The following is a 24,416-nucleotide window of genomic DNA, read 5'->3' on the forward strand; positions in this document are numbered from 1 at the left end:
TTTTTTCGCGCTGTTATCCATAAGTTGCTATTCATGAAACAATCTGCAGAGAGGCATCAATAAAAGAAAAGGAGTTGAACCGAACCGATGCATACGATGTGGAAAGGCTCAATCAGCTTCGGCCTTGTCAATATCCCCATTAAACTGTTCGCAGCGACAGAGGATAAGGATATTAAATTAAGGTCGCTTCATAAAGAATGCCGCGCCCCGATTCAGTATGAGAAAAAGTGCACAAACTGCCACCAGGAAATCGCGCCCGACGACATCGTCAAAGGCTACGAATATGTTAAAGGCAAATACGTCGTCTTATCGGACGATGAGCTGAAACAGCTCAAAGAAGAGCAGGAAGACAAAGCTGTCGAAATTGTTGATTTTGTCCAGCTAAAGGAAATCGACCCCATCTATTTCAACCGTTCATATTTCGTCGGACCGGGAGATAACGGTGTAAAAGCGTACTCACTTTTGCGCGAAGCGCTCAGAAAAACAGAAAAGATCGGAATCGCCCATATGACCATCCGCTCCAAAAAACAGCTCGCCATTCTTCGCGTCTACGAGAACTGCATTTTAATGGAGTCTATCCACTACCCTGATGAAGTCCGAAACGCGGCCCACGTACCCGGTGTTCCGGAGGAAACCGCGGTCAACGAAAAAGAGCTGCAAACCGCGATTTCACTAATAGACGAGCTGACGACGACATTTGCGCCTGAACAATATGAAGATACGTACAGACTTGCGCTGATGGATAAAATCAAAGAGAAAATCGATCATAATGAGGGTGTCACACCAAATGCCGGAGCCGCCGCTCCGCGCGAGGATGTCATCGATCTCGTGAGCGCTCTCCAAGCCAGCATCGAACGGACAAAAGCGCCTGACCGGGAAGCGGCAAAAACGCCTGTTGCAAAAGGAACCGGGGAAAAAAAGAAAAAAACGTCGCGCAAAAAAGCTTCAGAGGCAAAATAAAAAATGGGAATTACGATGCAGCCCGTGTTGACCACATCCGCTCCTTCAGGCGGCAATTGGCGGTATGAAGCCAAGTATGACGGGTATCGGGGGCTTTTAAAAATTTCTGCGGCCGGCGACGTTTCGCTCATCAGCAGAAACGCGCAGCCGCTCGAAAACACATTTCCGGAAATTACGGAATTTGCAAAAAGCATGATCGAAAATCTCAAAGAACACTTGCCGATCATGATTGACGGGGAAATTGTGTCGTTGACAAACCGTTTTCGTTCCCGGTTTGAATACGTCCAAAAAAGAGGGTTAAGCAAAAAGGCCGAGTTGATTGAACAAGCTGCCGCGAAGAAACCGTGTCAGTACCTCGCTTTTGATTTACTGGTCTTTAAAGGAGAAAGTTTAACCTCACTCCCCTATACCGAACGAAAACGCGTGCTTTCCGACCTGATGAAAGAACTCGGCTTGCCGATGGCTCCCGATCCGATGGCTCACGCACGAATTCAATACATCCCTGACACTTCAGATTTCCATGCTCTATGGAATGCTGTTAAAAGGTTTGACGGCGAGGGAATTGTTGCGAAGAAAAAAGACAGCCGCTGGGCTGAAAATAAAAAAACAGCCGAATGGCTCAAGCTCAAAAACTACAAAAAAGCAGCTGTATTTATGACAGGCTACAACATGGCAAACCGTTATTTGACAATCGCCGTCTATGACCGCGGTCAAATCAAAGAAGTCGGTTCGGTTTCCCACGGACTCGGAGAACAGGAAAGAAACGCCATTCTTTCAATCGTCAAGCAGTACGGAACCGAAACAAAGCCCGGCGAATATACCATAGATCCGTCGATTTGCATGACGGTCCATTATTTAACGATTCATTACGGGACATTGCGCGAGGTGTCGTTTGTTTCTTTTGAATTTGACATGGCTTGGGAAGATTGTACTTACAAGCGCCTGCTGCTTCATTCAAGAAACGTCCACCCCGATTTGCAGCTGACAAGCCTTGATAAAGTCATCTTTCCTAAAAGCAATAAAACAAAAGCGGATTACATCGGATATCTGAATGAAATCGGCGATTTTCTGCTTCCGTTTCTCGACAATCGGGCGCTTACCGTTATCCGTTATCCGCACGGTTCCGGCGGAGAATCTTTTTTTCAAAAAAACAAGCCCGACTACGCACCCGAATTTATCACGACCATTCGGGATGACGAGCACGAGCATATCATCTGCAGCGATTATTCAGTTCTGCTGTGGCTTGCCAATCAGCTTGCGCTGGAGTTCCATATCCCTTTTCAAACAGCGGATACGACCCGTCCGACCGAAATCGTTTTCGATCTCGATCCGCCTTCAAGGTCGGAGTTTCCACTGGCCGTCAGAGCCGCGAATGAATTGCACCGTTTATTTGAACAGCTTGGCCTCTTGTCTTTTCCAAAGCTGTCGGGAAATAAAGGGATACAAATCTATATTCCGATTTCAAAAAACGCCTTTACTTATGAAGAAACCCGCCTTTTCACAAGCTTTGCGGCTTCTTATTGCGTCTCACTTTTTCCCGATCTGTTCACAACCGAACGCCTGATTAAAAACAGGGGCGGAAAACTCTATATTGATTATGTGCAGCACGCTCCGGGAAAAACGATCATCTGCCCGTATTCCACAAGAGGCAATGAGATTGGCACAGTGGCCGCACCACTGTTTTGGGATGAAGTCCATTCAGACTTGGCACCCTCAAATTTTACGATGGAGGCTGTCATCAAACGCACAAAGGAGCTCGGATGCCCTTTCGAAAGCTTCTTCAGACAGCCCCAAGACAAACAGATCAAAGCTATTCTCGATCACTTAAAAGAAATTGACCGTTCGGAAAATTGACTTTTTCAGCGAAACAATAGGTGCTGGCTGTGGATTCCGGCTTTTTTTAAAAGGGCCATCAGCTGCTCCTGTTCCTCTTTTGTCAAGCCTGAAAAAGCCCGCGCAATTCTCAGGGAGTGGATCGGATAAATCTCATCGAGATATGCCTTTCCCTTCTCTGTCAAATTCGCATAGACAGACCGTTTATCTTTCGGGTCCTGCTCTCGTTTGATGAAACCGTTTTTTTCCAATTTGTCGATCACATAGGTTACGTTTCCGCTTACAAGGAGCAGCCTCGAGCCGATTTGCTGCAGCTTTTGGGCTCCCCTCGTATACAAAAGCTCCAATACAGCAAATTCTGTAGGATTAAAGCCGTGTTCCTTGCTGTCCCGAATACTATGTTCTGAAACGCTTTTAAAAGCCCTGGCAAAAACCTTGTACAGCGACATAGCACGGTGAACTTCTTCCTCATTAAACGAAAGTCTCATATCATCTACCTCTTATACTATTTTCTTAAAATGAACCCGGGAAATGAAAACCCTTACAAATGTAGAAAAAGAAAGGGTCATGCTTTTCCCATATTCTATAAGTATATATTTTCGTTATTCGAAAGAAAACTCCTGCTTATTTTTTTTAAGATATTAAAAAGAAGCCCGTTTTTTCAAAATGGCCGATTTTGAACACGGGCTTTATTTTTCCGGAAAAAATAAAAATATTCTTTTCTGAGCTCCGTAATCGTCATCCTCTGCAAAACATCCTGATTATACTCACCGAGTGAGCTCAGTTTTTTTGAGTAATGGTTTCTTTCCTTTTCCAAAGCGTTTTTTAACAACCTGCTCATGATCTTCTCCTTTCATTTTCGTGTGTTGTAATATAAGAATAGACCTTATTTATTAACCAGGCTTTAAGGCCGTGTAAAGTTTGCTTTCACTCCCGCTTCCGGATTTAAGAGGACTTTTGATAAATGCCGTTCTGCACCGCCCTCAGCAGCGGAAACGCATCCTTTCCGGCAAGATTCATTAATGTCTCGAGCAATTCGTCTCTTTTAATGTCTAAAGCAACGATTTCTTTGGCGAGTGAGACCGCTTTGTGTTCCTTCATCCAATGATTCCCCCTCATCAGTCTGTATCTACAGCATACAAAACACTTTTACCCCTTGCATGGTTCCTGTAAACTTTTCTTCCGCGATTTTTTTAAAAGTTTTTCAACAATGTTAGATTTTCTAACAAACGTCAGGTTTTTTCGCGCGTTTTCTTATATAATACAAAAAAAGTCATCTTAGGGGTGGGAAAATGACAGTCGAAGATCTTTCTTATAAAGATAAAAAAGTGATTTCTATTGGCATTGTCAGCGAGCTGACGGGTTTGTCGGTCAGGCAGATCCGCTATTATGAAGAACGCAAGCTGATCTATCCGCAGCGCTCTTCAAGAGGCACGCGCAAGTATTCCTTTGCTGACGTCGAACGGCTGATGGAAATCGCAAACAAGCGGGAAGACGGTGTTCAGACGGCAGAAATCCTCAAAGATATGCGCAAAAAAGAACAGAGACTGAAAAACGACCAGCAGCTCAGAAAGAAAATGCTCGAAGGACAGCTTAACGCTCATTTTAAATACAAAAACCGCTAAAAAAACGAATCATACCCTCCGGATGATTCGTCACCTGTTTTCCTGCTGTTTCGTTTCCTTTATGTATCCGATGAAATCAATCATAACGCCTTTATCTGGATCATTGCGTATCCGAAACGCGATCGTTCCGGGCTGACCGGTATTTTCCATCTTGTAAGCGGCATGAAACACATGGATGCTCGCTTCAGAAATTTGAAAATCATCAGCACGAAGCCCGGAAATTCCCCATTTCTGTTTGTTTTCCAGGATTGTTTCCGGAGAGGGGGTTGCGCCCTCCACGTACAACCGCTTCATCTTTGACACATCATCGTTCAATATCGCCTCAAGCATACCCTCGACTGCGACGAGCCGCCTGTCTTTTCCTTCATCTTCATTCTGACAGCCGGCAGCAATCATTGCAACGGCTAAACAAATCAGCACAGCTGCAAATCTTCTCATACCAATCCCCCCTGATCTCTGCCTAAAATATATAGGCTTTTACGGATTCTGGCAAGCAAAAAACCCTCCCTAAAAAAGGAGGGCTGCTGTCTTACAGTGAATGAATGAATGCAGTTGCAATACCGAAGTAGATCAGCAGTGACAAAATGTCATTTAAAGTTGTGATCAGCGGACCCGATGCAATCGCAGGGTCGACGTTGCACTTGTGAAGGATGATCGGGACGATCGTTCCCGCCATCGTTCCGATGATCAGTGTGGCAAAGAGCGAAGTCCCTACCACAAATCCGAGCAGCAGATTCCCCTGCCATACAATCGCGATTCCTGTAATCACGACCGCACAAACAACGCCGATAATAATGCCGGCCTTGAGCTCCCGGAAAATCAAGCGGAAAATCGTTTTTTTATTGAGTTCTTCTTTTGACAGCCCTCTGATGACGACAGCGAGAGACTGCGTCCCGGTGTTACCCGTCATTCCTGCGATCATCGGCATAAAAAAGGCCAATGCGACAACCTGCTGCAGTGTGTCTTCAAAATAGCTCATGATGCTGCCTGAGATCAAACCGATGAACAGAAGCAAGATCAGCCACGGCAGACGTCGATATGCAGCGACATACGATTTTGTATCAAACGTGATTGCTTTACCTGATGCAGCAAATTTTTCGTAGTCTTCATTCGCTTCTTGGATGACGATGTCAATAATGTCATCGACCGTTACGATCCCGACAAGCTCATGGTTTTTTTCTACAACGGGAATCGCCAGAAAGTCGTACCGCTCAATGAGCCTTGCGACTTCTTCCTGATCTTGAAGAGCGTCCGCCGAGATGACCCTTGTAAACATTAATTCCTGAACCTTCTCATCGGGTTCTGCCAAAATGAGATCCCGGTATGAGATAACCCCGACAAGCTGCTTTTGTTCATTGATAACGTATAAATAGTTGATCGACTCCGCGATTTCCGCAAAGCTTTTCAGCTTGACAACCGCTTCTTTTACCGTGTAATGCTGCGGAATCCAGACATAGCGGTTTGTCATGATTCTTCCCGCTGTTTCAGGCGGGTAGTTCATCAGAACGCGGACCGCTTCAGATTCTTCCGCTTCCATACTGGAAAGAAGCTGGTCTTTCAGCTCTGAGTCCATTTCCTCGAAGAGCGCGGCAAGGTCGTCGTTGTCCATTTTATTCATCACATGGATCGCCTTTTCCTTGCCGACCTTGTTCAGAACGACAAGCTGCTCTTCTCTGTCCAGTTCGCCCATGAGATCGGTAATGTCTTCAACCGTTAAAAAAGACAGATACCGGCCGCGGTGCTTTTCGGGCATTTCCTTAAACAGAATCGCCATATCATAAGGCTGCAGTTCCTCTAAAACGTTTTGAAACTCTTTTCGTTTTCCGTCTCTCAGTAAAATAATAATGCGTAAAATCAGTTCATCATATGTCATGTTTTTTACCATGGCAATCTGTACCTCCCTTTTCAGGAGATCCTTATATCACCATAGCAAAAGGGGTGAAGTATAAGGATCTCCTCATCAATCAATGTGTGATGCTGTAAAATATTTCTCGTATGATTAAACCGCCTCGAATGGGGAGAATCCATACTTCCACCTCCTTGTTTAATACGGAAAGTTCACTTTCCTCAAAAAATAAAAAAACACCTATTTCATTGAAATGAAGGTGTTAAAAGCCATACAAAATAAAACCCTAACGCCTTCCATCGTAGAGCTTTAGCACTGTATGGCATAGGCAGCATGCCAGCTGCATTAAAAATCACCTTAGATCGATGATTTCTGTTGACCCATTGGCGTCTTTGGACATTTTTGGGCAGCAGCGTATCTCCATACAGGAGCCTCACCTAACGAAGAGCTGTATTTACCGGACACAATGAGATTACAGAAAAAAAGGATAACTGTCAATAAGAAAAGCAAACTTAATGCTCTCTATTATGGTTGATTCCCTTTTTCGTCAAAATTAAACCAGCTCTTTCGCCGAGATGCCGAGCTCCGTTCTTACTTTTCGCTATCCTGTTCAAGGTCGTCCTTTGACAGCAGGTGATAGTTTTCGTGCAGCAAAAGCGCGTATTCTCCTTCATATTTTGGATGCGGCACAAACTCCGCCTGCTCGATTGACAATTCGTCTCTTTTTTCGTTTTCTTGTTCTTTCACCCTGTATCAACTCCTTTTTATAATAGGATATCCTTTTGCCGGGATAATATGATGAAGCGAAATCTCATATATATAGTGATTCTCTCGCCCTTTCGCCGATTTCACAGGTCTTTTCGCTTACAATTCCAGCATTGTTCGCAGTTATTCGACTTTTCTCCTCTATTATCTATATTTTTTAACTTTTCATAAAATTCATACAAATGAACCTTTTTTTAACAAAGTGAATGTTTTACAATAAAATCACGCACCTTGTAACCCATCTAAAGCAGCATATAACAGGGAGGGCTTTGAAATGCAAATGCGATTAATTCCTTATGTCACTGACACAAAGCTGATGGACGTGAACGAATTGCCGGAAGGAATCGATGCGATTAAGGCACCGGAGCTGTGGTCACAAGGTTTTAAAGGAAAAGATATCACTGTCGCAGTGCTTGATACAGGCTGTGACGCAACCCATCCCGATTTGGCAGACCGAATCATCGGAGGCAGAAACTTTACTGATGATGACAATGGAAAAGAAGATCAATTTCATGATTATAATGGACATGGCACCCATGTGGCGGGTACGATTGCCGCAAACGATCAAAACGGCGGCATCTCCGGCGTGGCACCTGAAGCGAACCTATTAATCGTCAAGGTGCTCGGCGGTGAAGACGGCAGCGGCGATTATGAATGGATCATCAACGGGATCAACTACGCCGTCGAACAAAAAGCCGATATCATTTCAATGTCGCTCGGCGGACCTGCCGACGTTCCGGAATTGAAAGAAGCGGTGACAAACGCCGTGAAAAACGGAGTGCTCGTCGTCTGCGCCGCCGGAAACGAAGGCGACGGCAATGACCGTACAGAGGAGTACTCATACCCTGCTGCATACAACGAAGTCATCGCTGTCGGGTCTGTGTCATTGACGCGGGAGTCTTCCGAATTCTCAAATGCGAACAAAGAAATTGACCTCGTTGCACCAGGAGAAGAAATCCTCTCTACATTGCCCGATCATCAATATGGAAAGCTGACGGGAACATCGATGGCCACACCGCACGTCAGCGGCGCGCTCGCTCTCATCAAGTCAGCTGAAGAAGAGGCGTTTAAACGGAAGCTGACAGAACCGGAACTGTATGCTCAGTTAATCCGCCGCACGCTTCCTCTTGATTACTCAAAAGCGCTGATCGGCAACGGATTCTTATATTTGTCGGCGCCGGAGGTACTGGCGGAAAAAGCCGGCGAAGCAAAACTTCTTTCCCTTTAACAGCCTAAGGAGGCTGCCGACAATGTCGGCGGCCTTTTTCATGGCTATTGATAAGGCTGAATCTTTTTAATTGCAAGAATTCAAAAATTATTTTGACTAAAAGATCGTGACGGTATATAATCTACTAAACAATTTCATCGCCGGGAACATGGTAATCTAACGAGGTTAGATTTTAAAAGGGAAGTTTGGTGAAAATCCGACGCGGTCCCGCCACTGTGAATGAGGAGGTTATTTCATAAAACCCACTGTTTCTATACGGGAAGGGGGAAATAACCGTCGATTCATGAGCCAGGAGACCTGCCTGTTCTGACGCACCATCAACCTACGGTCGATAGGAGGTGTTCGAGTTGACGTAACAATCGCTACGTTTATTTCTCGTTCGCAAAATGCTGTTTTCAGGCACTCACCTTCTCATTGTCCGAAGTGTGAGTGTCTTTTTTTATTGAACACTAAAGGAGGAGACCAGAATGACAAATGTAAAAACGAGTAGCTTGGGATTTCCAAGAATCGGCTTGAACAGAGAATGGAAAAAATCGCTTGAGGCTTATTGGAAAGGAAACACAGACCGTGAGACCTTTTTAAAAGAAATGGACGAACAATTTTTAGCAGCCCTCCAGACCCAGCTTGATCAGCAAATCGATATCATACCGGTTTCCGACTTTACCCTGTACGACCACGTTCTTGACACGGCGGTGATGTTCAACTGGATTCCAAAAAGATTCAAGGATGTAAATGATCCGTTAGATACTTATTTCGCAATGGCGAGAGGCACGAAAGATGCTGTATCGTGTGAAATGACAAAATGGTTTAACACAAACTACCATTATATTGTGCCTGAATTTGAAAAAGGCGCACAATACCGCGTGACGAGAAACAAACCGCTTGAAGATTATAAAAGAGCAAAAGCAGCATTGGGAACAGAAACGAAGCCCGTCATACTCGGCCTTTACACTTTCGTAGCCCTTGCAAAAGGCTATGAACAACAAGATATTAAAGATATTTATAACCAAATGACGCCTCTTTACATCCAAGTTCTGAAAGAGCTTGAGCAGGAAGGCGGCAAATGGGTGCAAATCGACGAGCCCGCTCTAGTGACGGCTTCACATGAAGAAGCGGCTGCAGTCAAAGAAATCTATCAGACGATTACAGAGGAAGTCCCTGGAGTGAATATCCTTCTGCAAACCTACTTTGATTCGGTTGACGCTTATGAAGAGCTGATATCGTTTCCTGTCGCCGGGATTGGTCTTGATTTTGTTCATGATAAAGGGAAAAACTACGAGCATTTAAAAGCGCACGGTTTTCCTAAAGACAAAGTCCTTGCCGCCGGTATTTTAGACGGGCGCAACATTTGGAAAGCCAATCTCGAAGAACGCCTGGACCTGACGCTTGAGCTGATCCAGAGTGCGGGTGTTGACGAAGTCTGGATTCAGCCTTCAAACAGCCTGCTTCACGTCCCTGTCGCAAAACACCCGGACGAGCAGCTTGCCGATGATCTCTTGAACGGTTTATCTTTTGCAAAAGAAAAGCTTCTGGAGCTTACACTGCTGAAGAACGGACTTGTTTCCGGAAAAGCGGCCATCCAAACGGAAATCGATGAAGCGCACGGGCACCTTCAAGCTCTCAAACAATACGGTGCAGCGACAAATTCGGCCTTTGCCGAAGAAATAGACAAGCTGACCGAGGAAGACTTTAAACGCTCGACAACTTTTGAAGAAAGACTGCGGATCCAAAATGAATCTCTCGGACTTCCTCTATTGCCGACAACGACGATCGGCAGCTTCCCGCAGACGGCGGAAGTGCGGAGCGCGCGGCAAAAATGGCGGAAAAAAGAATGGTCTGACGAGCAGTATGAAGCATTTATTCAGAAAGAAACAAAGAAATGGATTGACATTCAGGAAGACCTCGGACTTGACGTTCTCGTTCACGGAGAATTCGAACGGACAGACATGGTTGAATATTTCGGTGAAAAGCTCGGAGGATTCGCCTTTACCAAATACGCCTGGGTTCAGTCATACGGTTCCCGCTGCGTCCGTCCGCCGATCATCTACGGAGATGTCGAGTTTAAAGAGCCGATGACGGTAAAAGAAACAGTTTACGCCCAATCCTTGACCTCGAAGAAAGTCAAGGGCATGCTGACAGGTCCTGTTACCATTTTAAACTGGTCCTTTGCCCGCTATGATCTGCCGAGAAAAGAGATTGCCTTCCAAATCGCCCAAGCTCTCCGCAAAGAGGTTGAAGCGCTCGAAAAAGCAGGCATTCAAATCATCCAGGTCGATGAACCCGCCTTGAGAGAAGGCCTGCCGCTTAAAGAACGGGATTGGGACGAGTACCTTAAATGGGCTGCCGAAGCGTTCAGACTGTCCACTTCATCAGTAGAAGATACGACGCAAATCCATACGCATATGTGCTACAGCAACTTTGAAGATATTGTAGACACGATCGAAGATCTTGACGCAGACGTCATTACGATCGAGCACAGCAGAAGCCACGGCGGATTCCTTGATTATCTGGAACAGCATCCTTACCTGAAAGGACTCGGGCTTGGCGTCTATGATATTCACAGTCCCCGCGTCCCTTCCAGCGATGAAATGCTCACGATTATAGAAGATGCGCTGAAAGTCTGCCCGGCTGACCGCTTCTGGGTAAACCCTGACTGCGGTTTAAAAACGAGACAGCCTGAAGAAACGATCGCAGCGCTTAAACATATGGTTGAAGCAGCCAAACAAGCAAGAGGCAAACTCGCTCAGACTGTTTAATTCCACAAAAAATCCAACACAAACGCCGCCTGTTCACACGGGCGGCTCTTTTCATGTCCTCAGCCCTTTTTAGGCCGAAAGAACCGTTATATAAGGTACGTCCGCCCAAAAATCATTAAGACTTTTGATTCATTCGTACGATTTCCTTCCGTATCCTTTTCTTTTAACATATTTGTAGTAGATGATGGAAGGGAAGGAAAATATGTAGTGATTGACGATGGAATAGCGTTAGAACGAAAAATCAAACGAAAAATATATCAGGAAGACATTCACTCTCTTCAGCTATACGTAAAAGAAGTGACTGCCGCCATTGATGAGCTGAGGCAGGAAAGTTCTTCTATTTTAAAAGCACACCAAATGTATATCAACGGATGGCGCGGACAGGCGCGCGAAATGTATGACGCACTTTTGGACGATCTTGACCGGGCGGAATCGCGCGTGTATGACAGGCTGAGGGCCATTAAGGAGCAGGCGTCCGAAGAAATTGAGCGGCTTCAGCTGAAAGCCGAGGAGCTGACATGACGATCCGGCTGAACATCAATGATCTGCACGCGCTCGCCCGCCAATTTCGCTATTCCCACCAGCGAATCAGCGATTTAATAAACCTTTTGAACCGCCATTTTCATGTTCTTTTCTCCAGCGTGAAAACAGCAAGGACCTACGGGATCGATCAGGCGCAATCCGAAATGGAACATGAACTCAATGGATTTTTACACACGCTCGATGATTTGCAGCATCTTCTGCACTTTACAGAAATCCGCATGAAAAAGACCGATCAAATGCTTGCAGAGAAGCTCTTCCAGAGCGGCGGGCGTCTGGCAGGCTACCTGCCGATCATGTCTTTTTTGGCTGCGGCAAAATGTTCCCCTGACAGCTACAGACTGACCGCGCCGCCGCTGTCTGAACCGCTCGCTCTCATGAAGCAGATCAAACAAAACGGCCTGTCAGGACTCTTTACGAAAAAACGAGCCGCAGCATATATTCAGTTAGATGAAGAAGGACAGCAGCAGCTGTGGTCAGCACGCCGCATGATCAGCCGCACAATCGCCGACAACCTTTGCCTTCTGGCGTATCAGCAAATCGCAAAAGGCCCTCTTTCTCTTACGGTCTTCCTTTTCGGAAAAAAAGCGGAAGCAGATGCGGCAGATGTCAAAACCGTTTGTCTTTCAAAAAACAAAACGATTTCCGCTGCCACGCTCCACAGCTTCAGTGCCAAAATGTATTCCGGCTAAGAGGCTCGGAGCGGACTTTCACAGGATATGATGACAGCGGCGTTCAGGCAGGACGCCTGGATGGTTTGCCGCCGATCCTGTGAGCACCGCCTTTGCAGGCCTGCAAGGGTTTGTCGACACGCTAAAAGCCTGATTGTTGAAATCAGGCTTTTTGGCATGCCTACCAGGTGGCATTCTTTGCTTCTACTCTATGTTCCCCGTCTCCTTCTCTTTCGATTGTGACCCTTCCATCATCAGAAACTGCTACAACTGCAAGAGCTGTGTCATGAACATAGCTGGAGTTCCATAGTTCACTGACCGGCCTCTTTTTTAACAGATTCAAAAGCATCAAAATAAACACGGAATGGCTGACAATGAGGACATTGCCTTCCCGATGGCGGCGGAGAATGAATTCATACACCCGGCTGACCCGTCTTTCAAAATCGTAAAAGCTCTCCCCTTCATCAGGCATGTATGTTTCAGGCGCATTAAAATACGCTTCCAGCAAGTCAGGATCGCTTTGTTTGATCTCATCATACGTTTTTCCTTCCCAGCGGCCGATCGATATTTCTTTTAATCTGTCGTCTGTTATAAAGGGAACACTGCGGTTCTGCAGCATAGCCCGCGCAGAATCAACAGCCCGGCCGCTTGGACTGGAATATGCGGCTTGGAATTGAACATCTTTCAGCCGTTCGCCGAGGGCGTTTGCATTTGCCAGCCCCAAAGCCGTTAAATTGGAGTCTTCCCAGCCTTGCATTCTTTTTTCAATATTCCATTCCGTCTGACCGTGTCTTGCAATATACAATGTAAGCAAAACATCATCCTCCGTTCATCATTCTAGCATTCATTGTATGCGATGGTCCGTTCGAAATCAAACATACTGAATATTCTGATGCGCGTTTATTTTACAAGATTCATCAGCTATAATAAGAAGGCAAGACAACCAAGGAGGATACAGAAATGAATCATGAAGCATTTTTGCAGCGCGCAATCGACCTTGCGGTGGAGAGCGTGAAAAGCGGCACGGGCGGACCTTTTGGCGCTGTGATTGTCAAAGACGGCCAAATTATTGCCGAGGGAAAAAACAATGTCACAACAAGCAATGATCCGACCGCGCATGCTGAGGTAACGGCTATTCGGCTCGCCTGTGAAGCACTTGGCGATTATCAGCTGAACGACTGCATTCTTTATACAAGCTGTGAACCGTGCCCAATGTGCCTGGGAGCCATCTACTGGGCAAGACCGAAGGAAGTTTACTTCGCCGCTCAGCATTCAGATGCCGCATCGGCCGGTTTTGACGATTCTTTTATTTATGAAGAAATCACAAAAACGCAAAGCGAACGGACAATTCCTTTTTATAAAATGGACCTTCAAGCAAAGCTTGAACCCTTTCTCACGTGGGAAACGACCGATCAAAAAGTGGAATATTAAAATAAAGAAAGCTTCCTGATGAAGGAAGCTTTTTCATTTTGAAGCTGACGGCTCATACCATTCAAGCTTTTGATCTTCAGATTCCAAATCAAGGCTTTCCGCCTTTCCATCCTTTTCAATTTCAAGCCTGACGATTTTCCCTTTCAGTTTTTCAGGTGCTTCGGCGACATCCCTCTCAAAATCGGCTGTTTTCTGATAAGTTTTTTCCCCTGCTTTTGTTTTGATTGTAATGTTTTGTTCCGATTCGCTGACAAACGCGGCAATGATTTTTCGGCTGCCGTCATTCTCCTGTTCATATACGCCGTTTTGGTCGGCTTTTGACTGCGGCATGAGCTCAGCTTCTTCGGCTTTTTGCGTTTTTCCGTCCACCTCTACCTTCACAAGCTTCCCGATTAAGTCATCATGGTCTTCTTCGCTGTGAAAACGGCTGCTTTTCGGGACAATCAGTTCCTTATCCTTTATTTCGAGCGTGATTTGGTCGTCTTCGGCATGAACATACTTGCCTATCAAATCAAAATCTTCTTCAGACCGGATATTTTTGTCAAGAGAATATGTTTTCAAATCAGGCGCTTTCTGTTTGGCCGTATCAGCCGAGGGTTGATTTCCGTTGTTCTCCTTCGCTCCGGTTCCGCATCCTACAAGGACGAAGGCGGCAGAGAGCACGGCGAATACAAGCGCTTTTTTAAGATATGCCATTTGCTGCTCCTTTCTAAAAAAGAAAGCAAACAAGCTTTGTTTGCTTTCTCGTTTTCATCTTTCCCGTTTGTTTATTTTACTTCAAGGCTGACGTCGATATTTCCTCTCGTCGCTTTTGAATAAGGGCAAAAGTCATGAGCGGCTTCGACCAGCTCTTTCGCTTTTTCTTTGTCTACCCCGCCTGAGGTGACGATCAGCTTGACGCCGATTTTAAAACCGCCGTCACTCTCATCCTTCAGCAAGCTCACATGGCCCTCAACCTCAGAATCGATGTTAATGCCTTTTTGTTTTGCGACATGCTCCAATGCGCCGCCGAAGCACGCCGCGTATCCCGCCGCAAAGAGCTGTTCAGGATTTGTCCCTGATTCGCCTTCTTTTTTTTCATTTGGCATGACAATGTTGTGATCCAAAACCCCGTCATCTGATGTGACATGTCCTGATCTTCCGCCTTTTGCCGTGACTTTTGCTGTAAATAATGCAGTCATCCTGATTCCTCCTTACGTTTTTTTCCTCTACTCTTTATATTTCACAAAATGAGTTTTTTAAACATCCGTTTTTGTTTTTTCGGGTTTTCTGCAGAACAATGGGAAAAAAACGAAAAATCTTATACAATAAAAAGGAACATAAAAAAGAGTTGGTGAAACGATGACAAACGAATTTGAACATATGAGGCTTGACAGACAGCTTTGTTTTCTCCTTTATGCCAGTTCGCGTGAAATGACGAAGCTTTACAAGCCGCTGCTTGATAAACTCAATATTACGTATCCGCAGTACCTCGCACTCCTTTTATTATGGGAGCACGGGGAATTAAACGTCAAAACAATGGGCAAGCTCCTTTATCTCGATTCCGGCACACTGACGCCGATGCTGAAGAGGATGGAGCAGCACGGGCTTTTAACAAGGGAGCGGTCACCTGAAGATGAACGGTCTGTGGTCGTCAGACTGACAGCAGGCGGCCAGGCACTTCAGGAAAAAGCGAGCAGCATTCCGCAACACATGATCGCCCAGACCGATCTGTCGGCTGGCGAACTGAAGAACTTGAAACAAACGCTTGAATCCCTTCTGGCTTCATTGACGAAAAACACAGATGCGCTGTAAAGACAGCAAAAAGGCGCCTTCGATATGAAGGCGCCTTTTTTTTTAAGAAATGACTTCAAGGCTGACATCAACATTTCCGGAAATCGCTTTTGAATACGGACAAACGGTATGAGCTTGGTGAACGAGTTTTTCGAGCTCCGACTGTTCAACGCCGGTTCCTTTTACTTGCAGCGTGACACTGAGCTTATAGCCTTCATCTGCTTCATCTTTCAGAAGGCTGACGTTTGCCGTCACCTCTGTCTCCATTCGAAGACGCGCTTTTTGGGCGGTCAATTGCAATGCACTGTCAAAGCATGCCGCATATCCGGCAGCAAACAGCTGCTCCGGATTGGTGGCATTTTCGTTCTTCTTGGCTTTTGGCGTTCCCGGCATGGCCAGCTCCAGTTCAAGGACGCGGTCAGATGAGGTGACTTGTCCGTCTCTGCCGCCTTTGGCAGTAGCTTGCGAGGTAAATAGCGGTTTCATGATTTATCGTCTCCTTTAATTTATATTGTGCACAATTAAATTTTATAAAATTAAATACGAAAACGCAACAAAAAAACATCCTGTCTGCATGTCAAGACAGGATGTTTCACTTTCATATCCGGATTTGCCCGTTTCCTTTAATGATATATTTAGAAGAAGTCAGCGCTTTAAGGCCCATCGGCCCCCTTGCATGAAGCTTTTGCGTGCTGATGCCGATTTCGGCGCCATAGCCGAATTCAAAGCCGTCCGTAAAACGCGTGGAAGCATTGTGGTAAACCGCTGCAGCGTCAACAGACGTTAAGAAAAACCGGGCGTTTTCCTGATTTTCAGTCAGAATCGCTTCCGAATGACGCGTGCCGTACTGCCTGATGTGCCGGATGGCTTCATCGATTCCGGCGACAATTTTGATGCTGACAACCGGCGCAAGAAACTCGGTTTCCCAGTCGGTCTCGCGAGCAGGAACCGCAGATGGCAGCAGCGCACATACAGCTTCGTCTCCCCTGATTTCAACGCCTGCTTCTTCAAGCTTTTGAAGCAGCGCTGTCGTATGCTTCTTCGCCCAGTCTTTATGGATAAGCACCGTTTCAATCGCATTGCAGACAGAAGGACGCTGCGTTTTGGCATTGATTACAACCTGCTCGGCCATGTCGGACCGAGCCGATTCATCAATGAATATGTGACAGTTTCCCGCGCCTGTTTCAAGGACAGGCACTGTGGATTCCCGCACCACCATATCAATGAGGTCTTTCCCTCCTCGCGGAATCAGGACATCCAAGCCGTCGTTTAAAGTGAACAGCTGTTTTGCCGCTTCCCTGCTTGTATCTTCAATGAGCTGAACGGCATCCTGCGGAAGCGCAGATTGTTCGAGCGCTTCTCTGATCACGCGGACGAGCGCTTGATTGCTGTTGATGGCTGATGAACTGCCCCGCAGGATGACGGCATTTCCCGTTTTCAAACAAAGGGTCGCGGCGTCGACCGTTACATTCGGCCGGGCCTCGTAGATCATGCCGACGACTCCGAGCGGAACCCTGACATTTTCAATGAAAAGCCCGTTGTCTTTGCGGATCGTTTCAATCGTTTCCCCCACAGGATCTTCAAGCTTGATGAGCAGCATGACGGCGTCTGCCATATCATTCAGTCTCTCCGGCGTTAAGGCAAGGCGGTCAAGCAGCGCAGGTGAAAAGCCTTTTTCTTTGCCGCGAACGATATCTTTCTCGTTTTCTGCCAATATCTCATCTTGTTTAAAGCGGAGCGCCTCGGCGATGAAGGAAAGCGCCTCATTTTTCTTTGCAGTCGGCTGATGAACCAGTTCTTCTTTTGCGACTTTAGCCTTTTTTGCTTTTTCAATCACTTCGCTCATTCTTTCATCCCCTTATTCTTTAATACTTACCCAATCATTTCGATGGATGACTTCTATCCCTTCTTCATGATGGAACTCATCGCTTCGTTTCCCTTTCACCTCTTCAAGCTCTGCTGCGGAGTACAGCGTTTGGCCTTTTCCGGCCAAGCCGTTCGGTCCGTAAACTTCGACAACCGCCCCTTTCGGAAAATTCCCGGATATTGCTGTTACGCCGGCCGGCAGCAAGCTGCCGCCATTTTCGATAATCGCCAGCTCAGCCCCCTCATCAACGGTAATCTTCCCTGAGACAGGAGAGTGAAAAGCGATCCACTGTCTATGATTGTTGACGGAAGACAGGTCGGATTGGCCGATATAGGTGCCGTCCCCGTTTCCTTTTAAAATCTGAATCAGCTTATCATCTCCCTCTCCGGCGCCTATGAAAACATTGACGCCGAGTGAAAGAGCGGTTTTTGCCGCCAAAAGCTTCGACTTCATTCCGCCCGTCCCGACTTTTGAACCGGCGGATGCGGCGCAGCCCAAAAGTTCGTCCGTAATTTCGGGAATGTAATCAAAACGGCGGGCATCAGGATGTTCATTCGGATTCGAATCATAGAGGCCGTTAATATCCGTTAAAATGATGAGTTTGTCGGCATGAATCAGTCCGCTCACCAGGGCGGATAGCATGTCATTGTCCCCAAACGTCAATTCTTCAACAGATACCGAATCATTTTCATTAATAATCGGGACAAGCCCCCGTTCAATCAGTTCCATAATGGTCGCATATGCATTTCGATACCGTTCCCGTTTGGCAAAATCGTTTCTTGTCAATAAAATTTGCGCAGGCTTGATATCGCGGTCTGCAAAATGCTTGATGTATGTCTGCATTAACAAGCTCTGGCCGACGGCCGCTGCAGCCTGTTTCCCCTTTAGCGTGACAGGCCTCGCGGGATAGCCGAGCTGTAAAAATCCCGCAGCGACAGCCCCCGACGAAATGAAGATGACTTCATGGCCTTCTTTTTTCAGAGCAGCTATCGCCCGAACATGGTCATTGATCTTCGCCTCATCGATGCTGCCTTTCGAATTGGTTAATGAACTGCTTCCGATTTTAATGACAATCCGTTGTTTTTTCACGTTTTTTCCCTCCGAGATGATCTGGCAGAAGCCAAAAAAAAGCCCTTTTCGTCCAAATAAAAAGGACGAAAAGAGCTTTCCGCGGTACCACCTTCATTGAATGCGCGAGAAAAAAGCGCACTCCTCTTTCCCCTTTAACGCCAGGGTATGCGCCCAGGTTTTCCCCCTGAGACTCCGAGGCAGGTTCAGCAGGTTTCATGTGGTGAAATGTTTCAGCATGCCATTTCACTCTCTTTCACAGAAAGAACTGCTTACTGGCCCTCTTCAACGCTCGTGATTTTTTATTATTATGCCTAGGAAAAACGCCTCTGTCAAGAGGGAGATCAAACAATTTAATTAAAGACGATCGTCTTGTTTCCATACACGATAATCCGGTCTTCCAAGTGCCATTTGACCGCTCTTGCCAAAACGCTTCTCTCAATCGTGCGGCCGATGTTTTTCAATGCTTCCACATTGTCTCTGTGGTCGACCCGTTCGATATCCTGTTCGATGATCGGTCCTTCATCCAATTCGTTTGTCACATAATGCGATGTTGCTCCGATCAGTTTAACGCCTCTTTCATATGCCCGTTTATACGGATTCGCTCCGATAAAAGCCGGCAGGAATGAGTGGTGAATATTAATGATTTTGTTCGGATGAGCCGAGACAAAATCAGGCGTTAAAATCTGCATGTAGCGGGCGAGAACGATGACATCCGCACGATACTCTTCAAGCCATTTCAGCTGCTGTTTTTCCACTTCTTCACGGATGTCTTTGTTCGCTTTCATGTAAAGGAACGGAATATTCAGCGATTCAACGGTTTCTCTTGCATCTTCATGATTGCTGATAACCGCTGCAATTTCCGCCATCAAATTGCCGCTCTGCCACTCCCACAGCAGTTCATGCAGGCAGTGAAGCTCTTTTGAAACGAAGATAGCGACGCGTTTCAGCTCGCTCGCCAAATTCATGCTCCACGTCATTTGGAAGGACTCCGCCACAGTGGCGAATGTCGCTTTCATCTGTTCGATCTTTTTGCGGATGCCTTCGGCTTCAAACTCAATCCGCAGAAAGAACCGGCCTCCTTCAGGGTCTGTCGTATACTGGCTCGATTCAATAATATTCGCGCCATTTTCAAATAAAAAGGAAGAAACGGCGGCGACGATTCCAGGCTGATCCGGACAGCTGACCAGAAGGCGGGCCTTATCGTTATTGATTTCCTGATATTGCGATAACTGCTGTTTCATATATGCATTCATTTTCGTAAAACCCTCTTTGCTTGTAATTCGTAAACTATCTTTTCATTATACTGGAGTTTATTGAAAAATCAATTTACGGACGCCCATTTGCCATAAAGTGCACGGGCCGGACTCTAGCTTATCAGTTTCAGTCCGACGGCTGATCCCAAAATGAGCGCGATGAAAAAGATGCGTTTTCCGTCTTTCGGCTCTCCGTAAAACAGGATGCCGACAAGCGCACCTCCAACCGTGCCGATCCCTGTCCAAACTGCATACGCCGTTCCCATCGGCAGCGTCTCCATCGCAAGGGATAGCAAGAAAAACGAAGCGGCAAAACCGATGATCAACAATAAGATCCATCTCAGCCGCTTGTCTTTATGAAACTGGTTCATCATCGTCACGCCGAGCATTTCCAGTATACCGGCGGCGATGAGGCAGATCCATTCCATTATGACGCCTCCCCTTTCTCTTCATTTGTTACAAGCTTCAAGCCGATCACGCCGCATAGCAAAACACCGATCAGAGCAAGCTTGGCGATATTTGCCGGCTCATGAAACAAGACGATTTCGCAGACGACCGTTCCCGCTGTGCCGAGACCGGTAAATACGGCATACACGGTTCCGACCGGCAGCTTCTCTCCCGCCTTCACCAGTATATAAAAGCTCATCGCGACGGCCGCCGCCGTGCCGATCCATTCAAGAGCCGAATCAGCGTGTTTCAGCCCCATGACCCAGCCAATTTCAAACAAGGCTGCAAGTATGACACTGCCCCATCTCATCAAAATCCCTCCAATTCATTTTCAGCAAAAGAAAAAACCCGGGTTATCGATGAAAACGATACTCCCGGGCTTTTATCCCTCCGTGTGCATATGAACAAATCATATGTGTTTTCTCTCGGACCAGACCACATCCGAATGTGCGGAACCCTAGAAAACTTTAACGCTATGAAGTTTGCTAATTAGCATCATACCAAATCATTCGAAAAAATCAACTGTTTTGCTTGCGGTACTCCCCTAAGCAGGCCTGGATATGCGCTTGGTGATAGCGGTTATGATCAGACATATGCCAGATTCCCCAGCGGATGGTCGAAAACCCTCCCTCATACGGAACCTTCTTCAACAAGTCTGTTTCCGAGAAGCCTTTAACGGTGCGTTTCAACATCTCCAGCACCTCGTCATACCACTCGATTAACACGGATAAGGGTAAGCCTTTTACCTCAGGCAAACGTCCGTTTTCATCTGTCATCGGCCCGTATTTCTCTTCCAGCTCTCTGGGAAATTCGCTTCCCTTCAGCCTGTATACCCAGCGAATATCGACATTGATTAAATGATAGATCAGCTGGGCGATGCTGTTTTTGTCGCCATGCTCCCCTTTATATTCCAGCTCCTCCCGGCTGATGCCGGAGACGATTGATTTCAGCCGTTCGATGTTTTCATTGACCGCCGAAAAAAGCACCCCGACTGTCGGCGCCATCTCTTCAACTGGAGATAAATCCTTTAAAAACGGCATAACTTCACTCCTCTTGTTTAAAGATATTTTTCAGCAGCCCTTCATTTTCAGGAGCGAGGAAACTGAAACCGTAGTAGGCAGCGACAGCCGACACCGCTGTCCATACCGTGAGACTCCCCGTCATCCACAGCGCCGTTTGCCTGTGCTTGGCCCCGAAGCCCATGCACATAAACGCGGTTAAGTGGGAGCCGATAAAGAAAGGTCCTACGAAAGAAAGGCCAGGGATGCCGTAGGTCAGCCATATTTTTTTCGCTCTGCTTTTCCTTTTTGAGAGCTTATCGGTCTCCGTTCCCCGCTCCCCGCGTTTTCTTTCAAGCCACGCCTTCACTTTGTCAATTAAAAAAATAAGCAGCAGTACAGTTAACAGATTTCCGAATAGTGCGATAATAGCGGACGGAACCGGTTTAAGCCCGGCAACGATCGCTAGCGGCACGACACCGATCACTTCAAACCACGGAATCGCAGCCAAAATAAAGACGAGTACATAGCCCCACATCATATCCATATATCGGCCACCTTTCATGTCTGATCATAAACATTGTGATCGCCAAAAGGCAAGAGTCTTTACCTTAAAAAATATCATGCTCTTCCGTATTTCATTCATATTGAGCCGTATTTTTGGCACGCTTTGTCTCAATGAACATGACGAGCAGCAGCCCGATGTAGGGAATATAAGTCTCTGCCATCATAGCTCCAGCTGAATCCCACTTCATATACTGAAACAAAAAATGCGTTCCGGCTAAAAGCAGGGGCAATATGGACAAGGCTGCAGCTTTCAACCTGAAAGACAAAAGTACGATCACGAGAAACGACAGAGCCATAATCAGCCAGCGGCTTCCCCCGTCAAACGAAAGAATAGGTGTCCCGAATTGCCGATCAATAAAAATAATCGCCAAAATCGGAAAAAACGTCAAAGCGGTGTACATCATCGTATACATGAAGGCCGTTTTCTTCCCTTTAAACGCTGAAACGCGGCCCAACAGCGGTAACATAGCCGCTGCCAGCAAAATATAAAGCGGATAGCCTGCCAGTACATAGACCGAATAATTGAGGCTGTCGTTCACGGCGTCACTGAATATAAAATAGGATATCGCGCCGATCAAAATGGCAAAGAACAACTTGGCGATCTCCCCCGGCCTTGATGAAAGCTCTTTTGACAGCGCTTGAACATATGACTTGGGAGAATCCCCAAAAATTTGCCGGACGGTTTTTCCTTCCTTTTCCCCTTCCAAGGCATGAACAGTCAGCTCATTCATGATCCCTTCGATTTCTTTGTCGCTTTTTCCTACAGACATTAAATACAATCTCATGTCGTCCAATACGTTTTGCATGTCTTTTGATAGCACGATTTCACTTCTCCTTCAGTTTTTTTTCGAGCAGCGCATTGACGTTCCCGGATAATGCCTTCCAACGCCCGATGAACGATTGAAGCTCCGCTTCGCCAAGGGGCGTCAGTCTGTAATATTTTCTCTTCGGGCCGCTCGCCGACCGTTTTAGTTCGGTCTCCACCCATTTTTCCTTTTGCATGCGCAGGAGAATCGGATAGATGCTTCCTTCACTGATATCCGAAAAACCGTATCCCGCAAGCACCTTTGTCATTTCATAGCCGTATATCTCCCCTTCGGATATGACAGCAAGCAGACATCCTTCTAAAATCCCTTTCAGCATTTGCGTTGAACTCATAAGCCACCTCTTTTATGTATCTTGCAATACAAGATAGATGAATCATAACATATGGTATTTTGTATTGCAAGATACCCGAAAAAAAAAAGGCGGACATGGGATGTCCGCTTTGCGTATATTACTTCAGTTTTCCTGCGCCTGCCTGCGCTTCAACGATTGTCGGCACATCTTCTGCGTCGTCGATTTTTTCAAACAGCGTCGGCTTCCAGCCGGCCGATTTTTTGACAGACGCATGGTTTGCTTTGTTGTATGTGCTGACAACATCGATTTTTGCGACGCTTTTTTGGTTGTTTACGACCGTATCTTTTTCATATAAAGCGTCACCTTTAAAGACCTTCATCAATTTTTGAGGCTTCGTTCCTTCCGGCAGGTCGAAGTAGTTGTCCTCAGCATAAATTTTTGAAGAATAGCCTACACCCCATGAATAATTGTAGCTGTCTTTCGTGCTTTTAAAATAGTTGTTGTAAATGTGCACTTTTCCGTAGCGGACGCGCGGTGCCCGCTCTTTTATATTTTCGTAGAGATTGTGGTGGAATGTCACCCTTAAATGACCGTTGTCTGCTTTGTAGCTGTCGCTTGATCCGATAATCGTGTTTTTAGAATGTCCTGAAAATATGCTGTATGATACCGTAATAAAATCCGACTGCTTTTTGATATCCAGCAGTCCGTCGTGATGCTGGAATTCACGCCCGAAATACGTTTCGTTCAGCTCATCAGGCTGATCTCCGTCATTGAATGAGCAGTGGTCGATCCAAATATTTTTGGACATTTCAATCAGCAGGTTGTCATATTCTGAATTCCAGTTTCCGCTGCTCCCATCCGTCGGATCCCAGCCAGGGAAGAAATCGTACGCGTTTTCGAATTCGATATTGCGGATAATGATGTTTTCCGCGGTTTTGACATAAAGGCCTCCGCCGACGATTTTCGCATCATCTCCGAGCCCGATTATCGTCGTGTTTGAACCGACTCTGATCAAGACACGCTCCCTCTGATTGTCTTTGGAGCGGAGCCTTGCCTCTTCAAGCTTTCCTGACGGCTCCTTTTTCCCCCATTTCTTCGGATCATAAGCTTTGAGATACGCTTCGATCGAATATTCAGGGTCTTTATAATCTTCATAGCCTAAAGGATTGTTGTCATCATCAACACTAAGATTGATTGTTCCCTTCACATAGATGATCTTCGGCGTATCATTTTCGCTGTTCTTTTTATTGTCTCCCCCTAATGCCTCAACAAGCTGCTTGCGGTTTTTGACCGTATATACCTGATCAGAAGAAGCGTCAGCGCCTCCGGTCGTTCCTTTTCCATAAGCGCCCCAGCCGTCTTTTGAGCCGAGGACGTCGCGTCCGTAGTCTGCCGCTTCGATTGGCACAGAAGTGCCGAGCAGCAGCAGGGCGCCCAAAATTATTACACTAAAAAACCTTTTCATCAATTGCACCTACCATCAAAATTTTTTCACAAAAACTAATATATGCTATAAAAATACAGAAAACAACATATTTTCCTCCTATTTTTTATGACACCATTTTCAACTTTTATGACAAATGCCCTGTTCATTTTTATCAACGAATAAAAGAACAGACTCTTAACATTTTTCTGAAATAGTAGAAAATAAAAAATCGCCTATTCG

Annotated in this window: 29 protein-coding genes, 3 riboswitches and 1 other annotated feature; of the genes, 9 read left to right on the forward strand and 20 right to left on the reverse strand. The window is 46.2% G+C overall.

Annotated features, from left to right (window positions below; genetic code table 11):
* Positions 1-87: 87 nt before the first annotated feature.
* Together ku and LQ247_RS18985 are read left to right on the forward strand one after the other, a co-directional pair.
* Positions 88-960, forward strand: coding sequence for a non-homologous end joining protein Ku (gene ku / locus LQ247_RS18980; RefSeq protein ID WP_026579818.1), 873 nt, complete (start codon positions 88-90; stop codon positions 958-960).
* Between the two features lie 3 nt (positions 961-963).
* Complete coding sequence (locus LQ247_RS18985; RefSeq protein ID WP_231006420.1) at positions 964-2,814, forward strand: DNA ligase D; 1,851 nt, start codon at positions 964-966, stop codon at positions 2,812-2,814.
* 5 nt (positions 2,815-2,819) lie between these two features.
* Here LQ247_RS18985 and LQ247_RS18990 read toward each other — a convergent pair whose 3' ends face one another.
* From LQ247_RS18990 to LQ247_RS19000, 3 genes are all read right to left on the reverse strand, one after another.
* Positions 2,820-3,281: a MarR family winged helix-turn-helix transcriptional regulator gene (locus LQ247_RS18990; RefSeq protein ID WP_020451117.1), complete on the reverse strand. Its 462-nt coding sequence runs from the start codon at positions 3,279-3,281 to the stop codon at positions 2,820-2,822.
* 173 nt (positions 3,282-3,454) lie between these two features.
* Complete coding sequence (locus LQ247_RS18995; protein ID WP_020451116.1) at positions 3,455-3,634, reverse strand: hypothetical protein; 180 nt, start codon at positions 3,632-3,634, stop codon at positions 3,455-3,457.
* 104 nt (positions 3,635-3,738) lie between these two features.
* Positions 3,739-3,894 (reverse strand): hypothetical protein, encoded by a 156-nt coding sequence (locus LQ247_RS19000; protein WP_096748033.1) that lies wholly within the window; start codon positions 3,892-3,894, stop codon positions 3,739-3,741.
* Positions 3,895-4,085: 191 nt separating this feature from the next.
* On the opposite strand from LQ247_RS19000, the gene LQ247_RS19005 reads away from it, so the two are divergent.
* A complete protein-coding gene (locus tag LQ247_RS19005; RefSeq protein ID WP_020451114.1) occupies positions 4,086-4,418 on the forward strand; it encodes a MerR family transcriptional regulator in 333 nt (110 codons plus the stop codon).
* 30 nt (positions 4,419-4,448) lie between these two features.
* On the opposite strand, the gene LQ247_RS19010 is transcribed toward LQ247_RS19005, so the two are convergent.
* The 3 genes from LQ247_RS19010 to LQ247_RS19020 form a co-directional block, all read right to left on the reverse strand.
* Positions 4,449-4,856, reverse strand: coding sequence for a hypothetical protein (locus LQ247_RS19010; RefSeq protein ID WP_144498118.1), 408 nt, complete (start codon positions 4,854-4,856; stop codon positions 4,449-4,451).
* Between the two features lie 91 nt (positions 4,857-4,947).
* Positions 4,948-6,303, reverse strand: a complete 1,356-nt coding sequence (gene mgtE / locus LQ247_RS19015) for a magnesium transporter (protein ID WP_020451112.1) — start codon at positions 6,301-6,303, stop codon at positions 4,948-4,950.
* Positions 6,304-6,551: 248 nt separating this feature from the next.
* Positions 6,552-6,716, reverse strand: a riboswitch (M-box (ykoK) riboswitch).
* A gap of 139 nt (positions 6,717-6,855) precedes the next feature.
* Complete coding sequence (locus LQ247_RS19020) at positions 6,856-7,011, reverse strand: transcriptional regulator SplA domain-containing protein (protein WP_020451111.1); 156 nt, start codon at positions 7,009-7,011, stop codon at positions 6,856-6,858.
* Between the two features lie 292 nt (positions 7,012-7,303).
* Between LQ247_RS19020 and LQ247_RS19025 the strand changes: the two genes are divergently transcribed.
* From LQ247_RS19025 to LQ247_RS19040, 4 genes are all read left to right on the forward strand, one after another.
* Positions 7,304-8,257 (forward strand): S8 family peptidase, encoded by a 954-nt coding sequence (locus tag LQ247_RS19025; RefSeq protein WP_023856779.1) that lies wholly within the window; start codon positions 7,304-7,306, stop codon positions 8,255-8,257.
* 130 nt (positions 8,258-8,387) lie between these two features.
* Positions 8,388-8,576, forward strand: a riboswitch (cobalamin riboswitch).
* Between the two features lie 148 nt (positions 8,577-8,724).
* A complete protein-coding gene (metE, locus tag LQ247_RS19030) occupies positions 8,725-11,013 on the forward strand; it encodes a 5-methyltetrahydropteroyltriglutamate--homocysteine S-methyltransferase (protein ID WP_231006421.1) in 2,289 nt (762 codons plus the stop codon).
* 207 nt (positions 11,014-11,220) lie between these two features.
* Positions 11,221-11,535, forward strand: a complete 315-nt coding sequence (locus LQ247_RS19035) for a hypothetical protein (RefSeq protein WP_020451108.1) — start codon at positions 11,221-11,223, stop codon at positions 11,533-11,535.
* Positions 11,532-12,245, forward strand: coding sequence for a hypothetical protein (locus LQ247_RS19040; RefSeq protein WP_026579821.1), 714 nt, complete (start codon positions 11,532-11,534; stop codon positions 12,243-12,245). Before LQ247_RS19035 ends, LQ247_RS19040 begins: the two co-directional genes overlap by 4 nt.
* Before the next feature lie 160 nt (positions 12,246-12,405).
* Here LQ247_RS19040 and LQ247_RS19045 read toward each other — a convergent pair whose 3' ends face one another.
* Positions 12,406-13,038, reverse strand: a complete 633-nt coding sequence (locus LQ247_RS19045; RefSeq protein ID WP_195257739.1) for a histidine phosphatase family protein — start codon at positions 13,036-13,038, stop codon at positions 12,406-12,408.
* Between the two features lie 146 nt (positions 13,039-13,184).
* On the opposite strand from LQ247_RS19045, the gene LQ247_RS19050 reads away from it, so the two are divergent.
* Positions 13,185-13,655 (forward strand): nucleoside deaminase, encoded by a 471-nt coding sequence (locus tag LQ247_RS19050; RefSeq protein ID WP_023856775.1) that lies wholly within the window; start codon positions 13,185-13,187, stop codon positions 13,653-13,655.
* Between the two features lie 33 nt (positions 13,656-13,688).
* Here the strand turns inward: LQ247_RS19050 and LQ247_RS19055 are convergent, their stop codons facing one another.
* Positions 13,689-14,351, reverse strand: coding sequence for a hypothetical protein (locus tag LQ247_RS19055; protein WP_231006423.1), 663 nt, complete (start codon positions 14,349-14,351; stop codon positions 13,689-13,691).
* 71 nt (positions 14,352-14,422) lie between these two features.
* Positions 14,423-14,836 (reverse strand): organic hydroperoxide resistance protein, encoded by a 414-nt coding sequence (locus tag LQ247_RS19060; RefSeq protein WP_020451103.1) that lies wholly within the window; start codon positions 14,834-14,836, stop codon positions 14,423-14,425.
* A gap of 160 nt (positions 14,837-14,996) precedes the next feature.
* On the opposite strand from LQ247_RS19060, the gene LQ247_RS19065 reads away from it, so the two are divergent.
* Complete coding sequence (locus LQ247_RS19065) at positions 14,997-15,449, forward strand: MarR family winged helix-turn-helix transcriptional regulator (RefSeq protein ID WP_105978991.1); 453 nt, start codon at positions 14,997-14,999, stop codon at positions 15,447-15,449.
* A gap of 42 nt (positions 15,450-15,491) precedes the next feature.
* On the opposite strand, the gene LQ247_RS19070 is transcribed toward LQ247_RS19065, so the two are convergent.
* The 11 genes from LQ247_RS19070 to LQ247_RS19120 form a co-directional block, all read right to left on the reverse strand.
* Positions 15,492-15,917, reverse strand: a complete 426-nt coding sequence (locus LQ247_RS19070; RefSeq protein ID WP_105978992.1) for an organic hydroperoxide resistance protein — start codon at positions 15,915-15,917, stop codon at positions 15,492-15,494.
* A gap of 109 nt (positions 15,918-16,026) precedes the next feature.
* Entirely contained in the window at positions 16,027-17,274 is a 1,248-nt protein-coding gene (locus LQ247_RS19075; RefSeq protein WP_231006426.1) for a glutamate-5-semialdehyde dehydrogenase, read from the reverse strand.
* Between the two features lie 12 nt (positions 17,275-17,286).
* Positions 17,287-18,384 (reverse strand): glutamate 5-kinase, encoded by a 1,098-nt coding sequence (proB, locus tag LQ247_RS19080; RefSeq protein WP_231006428.1) that lies wholly within the window; start codon positions 18,382-18,384, stop codon positions 17,287-17,289.
* A gap of 58 nt (positions 18,385-18,442) precedes the next feature.
* Positions 18,443-18,661, reverse strand: a binding site (T-box leader).
* A gap of 55 nt (positions 18,662-18,716) precedes the next feature.
* Positions 18,717-19,619, reverse strand: coding sequence for a formyltetrahydrofolate deformylase (purU, locus tag LQ247_RS19085; protein WP_231006430.1), 903 nt, complete (start codon positions 19,617-19,619; stop codon positions 18,717-18,719).
* Positions 19,620-19,732: 113 nt separating this feature from the next.
* Complete coding sequence (locus LQ247_RS19090) at positions 19,733-20,047, reverse strand: DMT family transporter (RefSeq protein ID WP_020451096.1); 315 nt, start codon at positions 20,045-20,047, stop codon at positions 19,733-19,735.
* Positions 20,047-20,376: a DMT family transporter gene (locus LQ247_RS19095; RefSeq protein ID WP_020451095.1), complete on the reverse strand. Its 330-nt coding sequence runs from the start codon at positions 20,374-20,376 to the stop codon at positions 20,047-20,049. Before LQ247_RS19095 ends, LQ247_RS19090 begins: the two co-directional genes overlap by 1 nt.
* A gap of 59 nt (positions 20,377-20,435) precedes the next feature.
* A riboswitch (guanidine-I (ykkC/yxkD leader) is annotated at positions 20,436-20,538 on the reverse strand.
* Positions 20,539-20,584: 46 nt separating this feature from the next.
* Positions 20,585-21,106: a DinB family protein gene (locus tag LQ247_RS19100; protein ID WP_020451094.1), complete on the reverse strand. Its 522-nt coding sequence runs from the start codon at positions 21,104-21,106 to the stop codon at positions 20,585-20,587.
* 4 nt (positions 21,107-21,110) lie between these two features.
* Entirely contained in the window at positions 21,111-21,611 is a 501-nt protein-coding gene (locus LQ247_RS19105) for a small multi-drug export protein (RefSeq protein WP_020451093.1), read from the reverse strand.
* A 91-nt stretch (positions 21,612-21,702) separates the two neighbouring features.
* Complete coding sequence (locus tag LQ247_RS19110; protein ID WP_231006433.1) at positions 21,703-22,452, reverse strand: DUF1129 domain-containing protein; 750 nt, start codon at positions 22,450-22,452, stop codon at positions 21,703-21,705.
* 4 nt (positions 22,453-22,456) lie between these two features.
* Positions 22,457-22,789, reverse strand: coding sequence for a PadR family transcriptional regulator (locus LQ247_RS19115; protein WP_075753181.1), 333 nt, complete (start codon positions 22,787-22,789; stop codon positions 22,457-22,459).
* Positions 22,790-22,907: 118 nt separating this feature from the next.
* Complete coding sequence (locus tag LQ247_RS19120) at positions 22,908-24,215, reverse strand: pectate lyase family protein (RefSeq protein ID WP_231006434.1); 1,308 nt, start codon at positions 24,213-24,215, stop codon at positions 22,908-22,910.
* Positions 24,216-24,416 lie beyond the last annotated feature (201 nt).

The sequence above is a fragment of the Bacillus sp. BS3(2021) genome, from assembly GCF_021043345.1.
GTDB lineage: Bacteria > Bacillota > Bacilli > Bacillales > Bacillaceae > Bacillus > Bacillus paralicheniformis.

Bases quoted from the DNA above. Each gene is read 5' to 3' on its own strand.
- ku (WP_026579818.1), top strand. From the start codon at position 88: ATGCATACGATGTGGAAAGGCTCAATCAGCTTCGGCCTTGTCAATATC.
- LQ247_RS18985 (WP_231006420.1), top strand. From the start codon at position 964: ATGGGAATTACGATGCAGCCCGTGTTGACCACATCCGCTCCTTCAGGC.
- LQ247_RS18990 (WP_020451117.1), bottom strand. From the start codon at position 3,281: ATGAGACTTTCGTTTAATGAGGAAGAAGTTCACCGTGCTATGTCGCTG.
- LQ247_RS18995 (WP_020451116.1), bottom strand. From the start codon at position 3,634: ATGAGCAGGTTGTTAAAAAACGCTTTGGAAAAGGAAAGAAACCATTAC.
- LQ247_RS19000 (WP_096748033.1), bottom strand. From the start codon at position 3,894: ATGAAGGAACACAAAGCGGTCTCACTCGCCAAAGAAATCGTTGCTTTA.
- LQ247_RS19005 (WP_020451114.1), top strand. From the start codon at position 4,086: ATGACAGTCGAAGATCTTTCTTATAAAGATAAAAAAGTGATTTCTATT.
- LQ247_RS19010 (WP_144498118.1), bottom strand. From the start codon at position 4,856: ATGAGAAGATTTGCAGCTGTGCTGATTTGTTTAGCCGTTGCAATGATT.
- mgtE (WP_020451112.1), bottom strand. From the start codon at position 6,303: ATGGTAAAAAACATGACATATGATGAACTGATTTTACGCATTATTATT.
- LQ247_RS19025 (WP_023856779.1), top strand. From the start codon at position 7,304: ATGCAAATGCGATTAATTCCTTATGTCACTGACACAAAGCTGATGGAC.
- metE (WP_231006421.1), top strand. From the start codon at position 8,725: ATGACAAATGTAAAAACGAGTAGCTTGGGATTTCCAAGAATCGGCTTG.
- LQ247_RS19040 (WP_026579821.1), top strand. From the start codon at position 11,532: ATGACGATCCGGCTGAACATCAATGATCTGCACGCGCTCGCCCGCCAA.
- LQ247_RS19050 (WP_023856775.1), top strand. From the start codon at position 13,185: ATGAATCATGAAGCATTTTTGCAGCGCGCAATCGACCTTGCGGTGGAG.
- LQ247_RS19055 (WP_231006423.1), bottom strand. From the start codon at position 14,351: ATGGCATATCTTAAAAAAGCGCTTGTATTCGCCGTGCTCTCTGCCGCC.
- LQ247_RS19060 (WP_020451103.1), bottom strand. From the start codon at position 14,836: ATGACTGCATTATTTACAGCAAAAGTCACGGCAAAAGGCGGAAGATCA.
- LQ247_RS19065 (WP_105978991.1), top strand. From the start codon at position 14,997: ATGACAAACGAATTTGAACATATGAGGCTTGACAGACAGCTTTGTTTT.
- LQ247_RS19075 (WP_231006426.1), bottom strand. From the start codon at position 17,274: ATGAGCGAAGTGATTGAAAAAGCAAAAAAGGCTAAAGTCGCAAAAGAA.
- purU (WP_231006430.1), bottom strand. From the start codon at position 19,619: ATGAATGCATATATGAAACAGCAGTTATCGCAATATCAGGAAATCAAT.
- LQ247_RS19090 (WP_020451096.1), bottom strand. From the start codon at position 20,047: ATGGAATGGATCTGCCTCATCGCCGCCGGTATACTGGAAATGCTCGGC.
- LQ247_RS19095 (WP_020451095.1), bottom strand. From the start codon at position 20,376: ATGAGATGGGGCAGTGTCATACTTGCAGCCTTGTTTGAAATTGGCTGG.
- LQ247_RS19100 (WP_020451094.1), bottom strand. From the start codon at position 21,106: ATGCCGTTTTTAAAGGATTTATCTCCAGTTGAAGAGATGGCGCCGACA.
- LQ247_RS19105 (WP_020451093.1), bottom strand. From the start codon at position 21,611: ATGGATATGATGTGGGGCTATGTACTCGTCTTTATTTTGGCTGCGATT.
- LQ247_RS19115 (WP_075753181.1), bottom strand. From the start codon at position 22,789: ATGAGTTCAACGCAAATGCTGAAAGGGATTTTAGAAGGATGTCTGCTT.
- LQ247_RS19120 (WP_231006434.1), bottom strand. From the start codon at position 24,215: ATGAAAAGGTTTTTTAGTGTAATAATTTTGGGCGCCCTGCTGCTGCTC.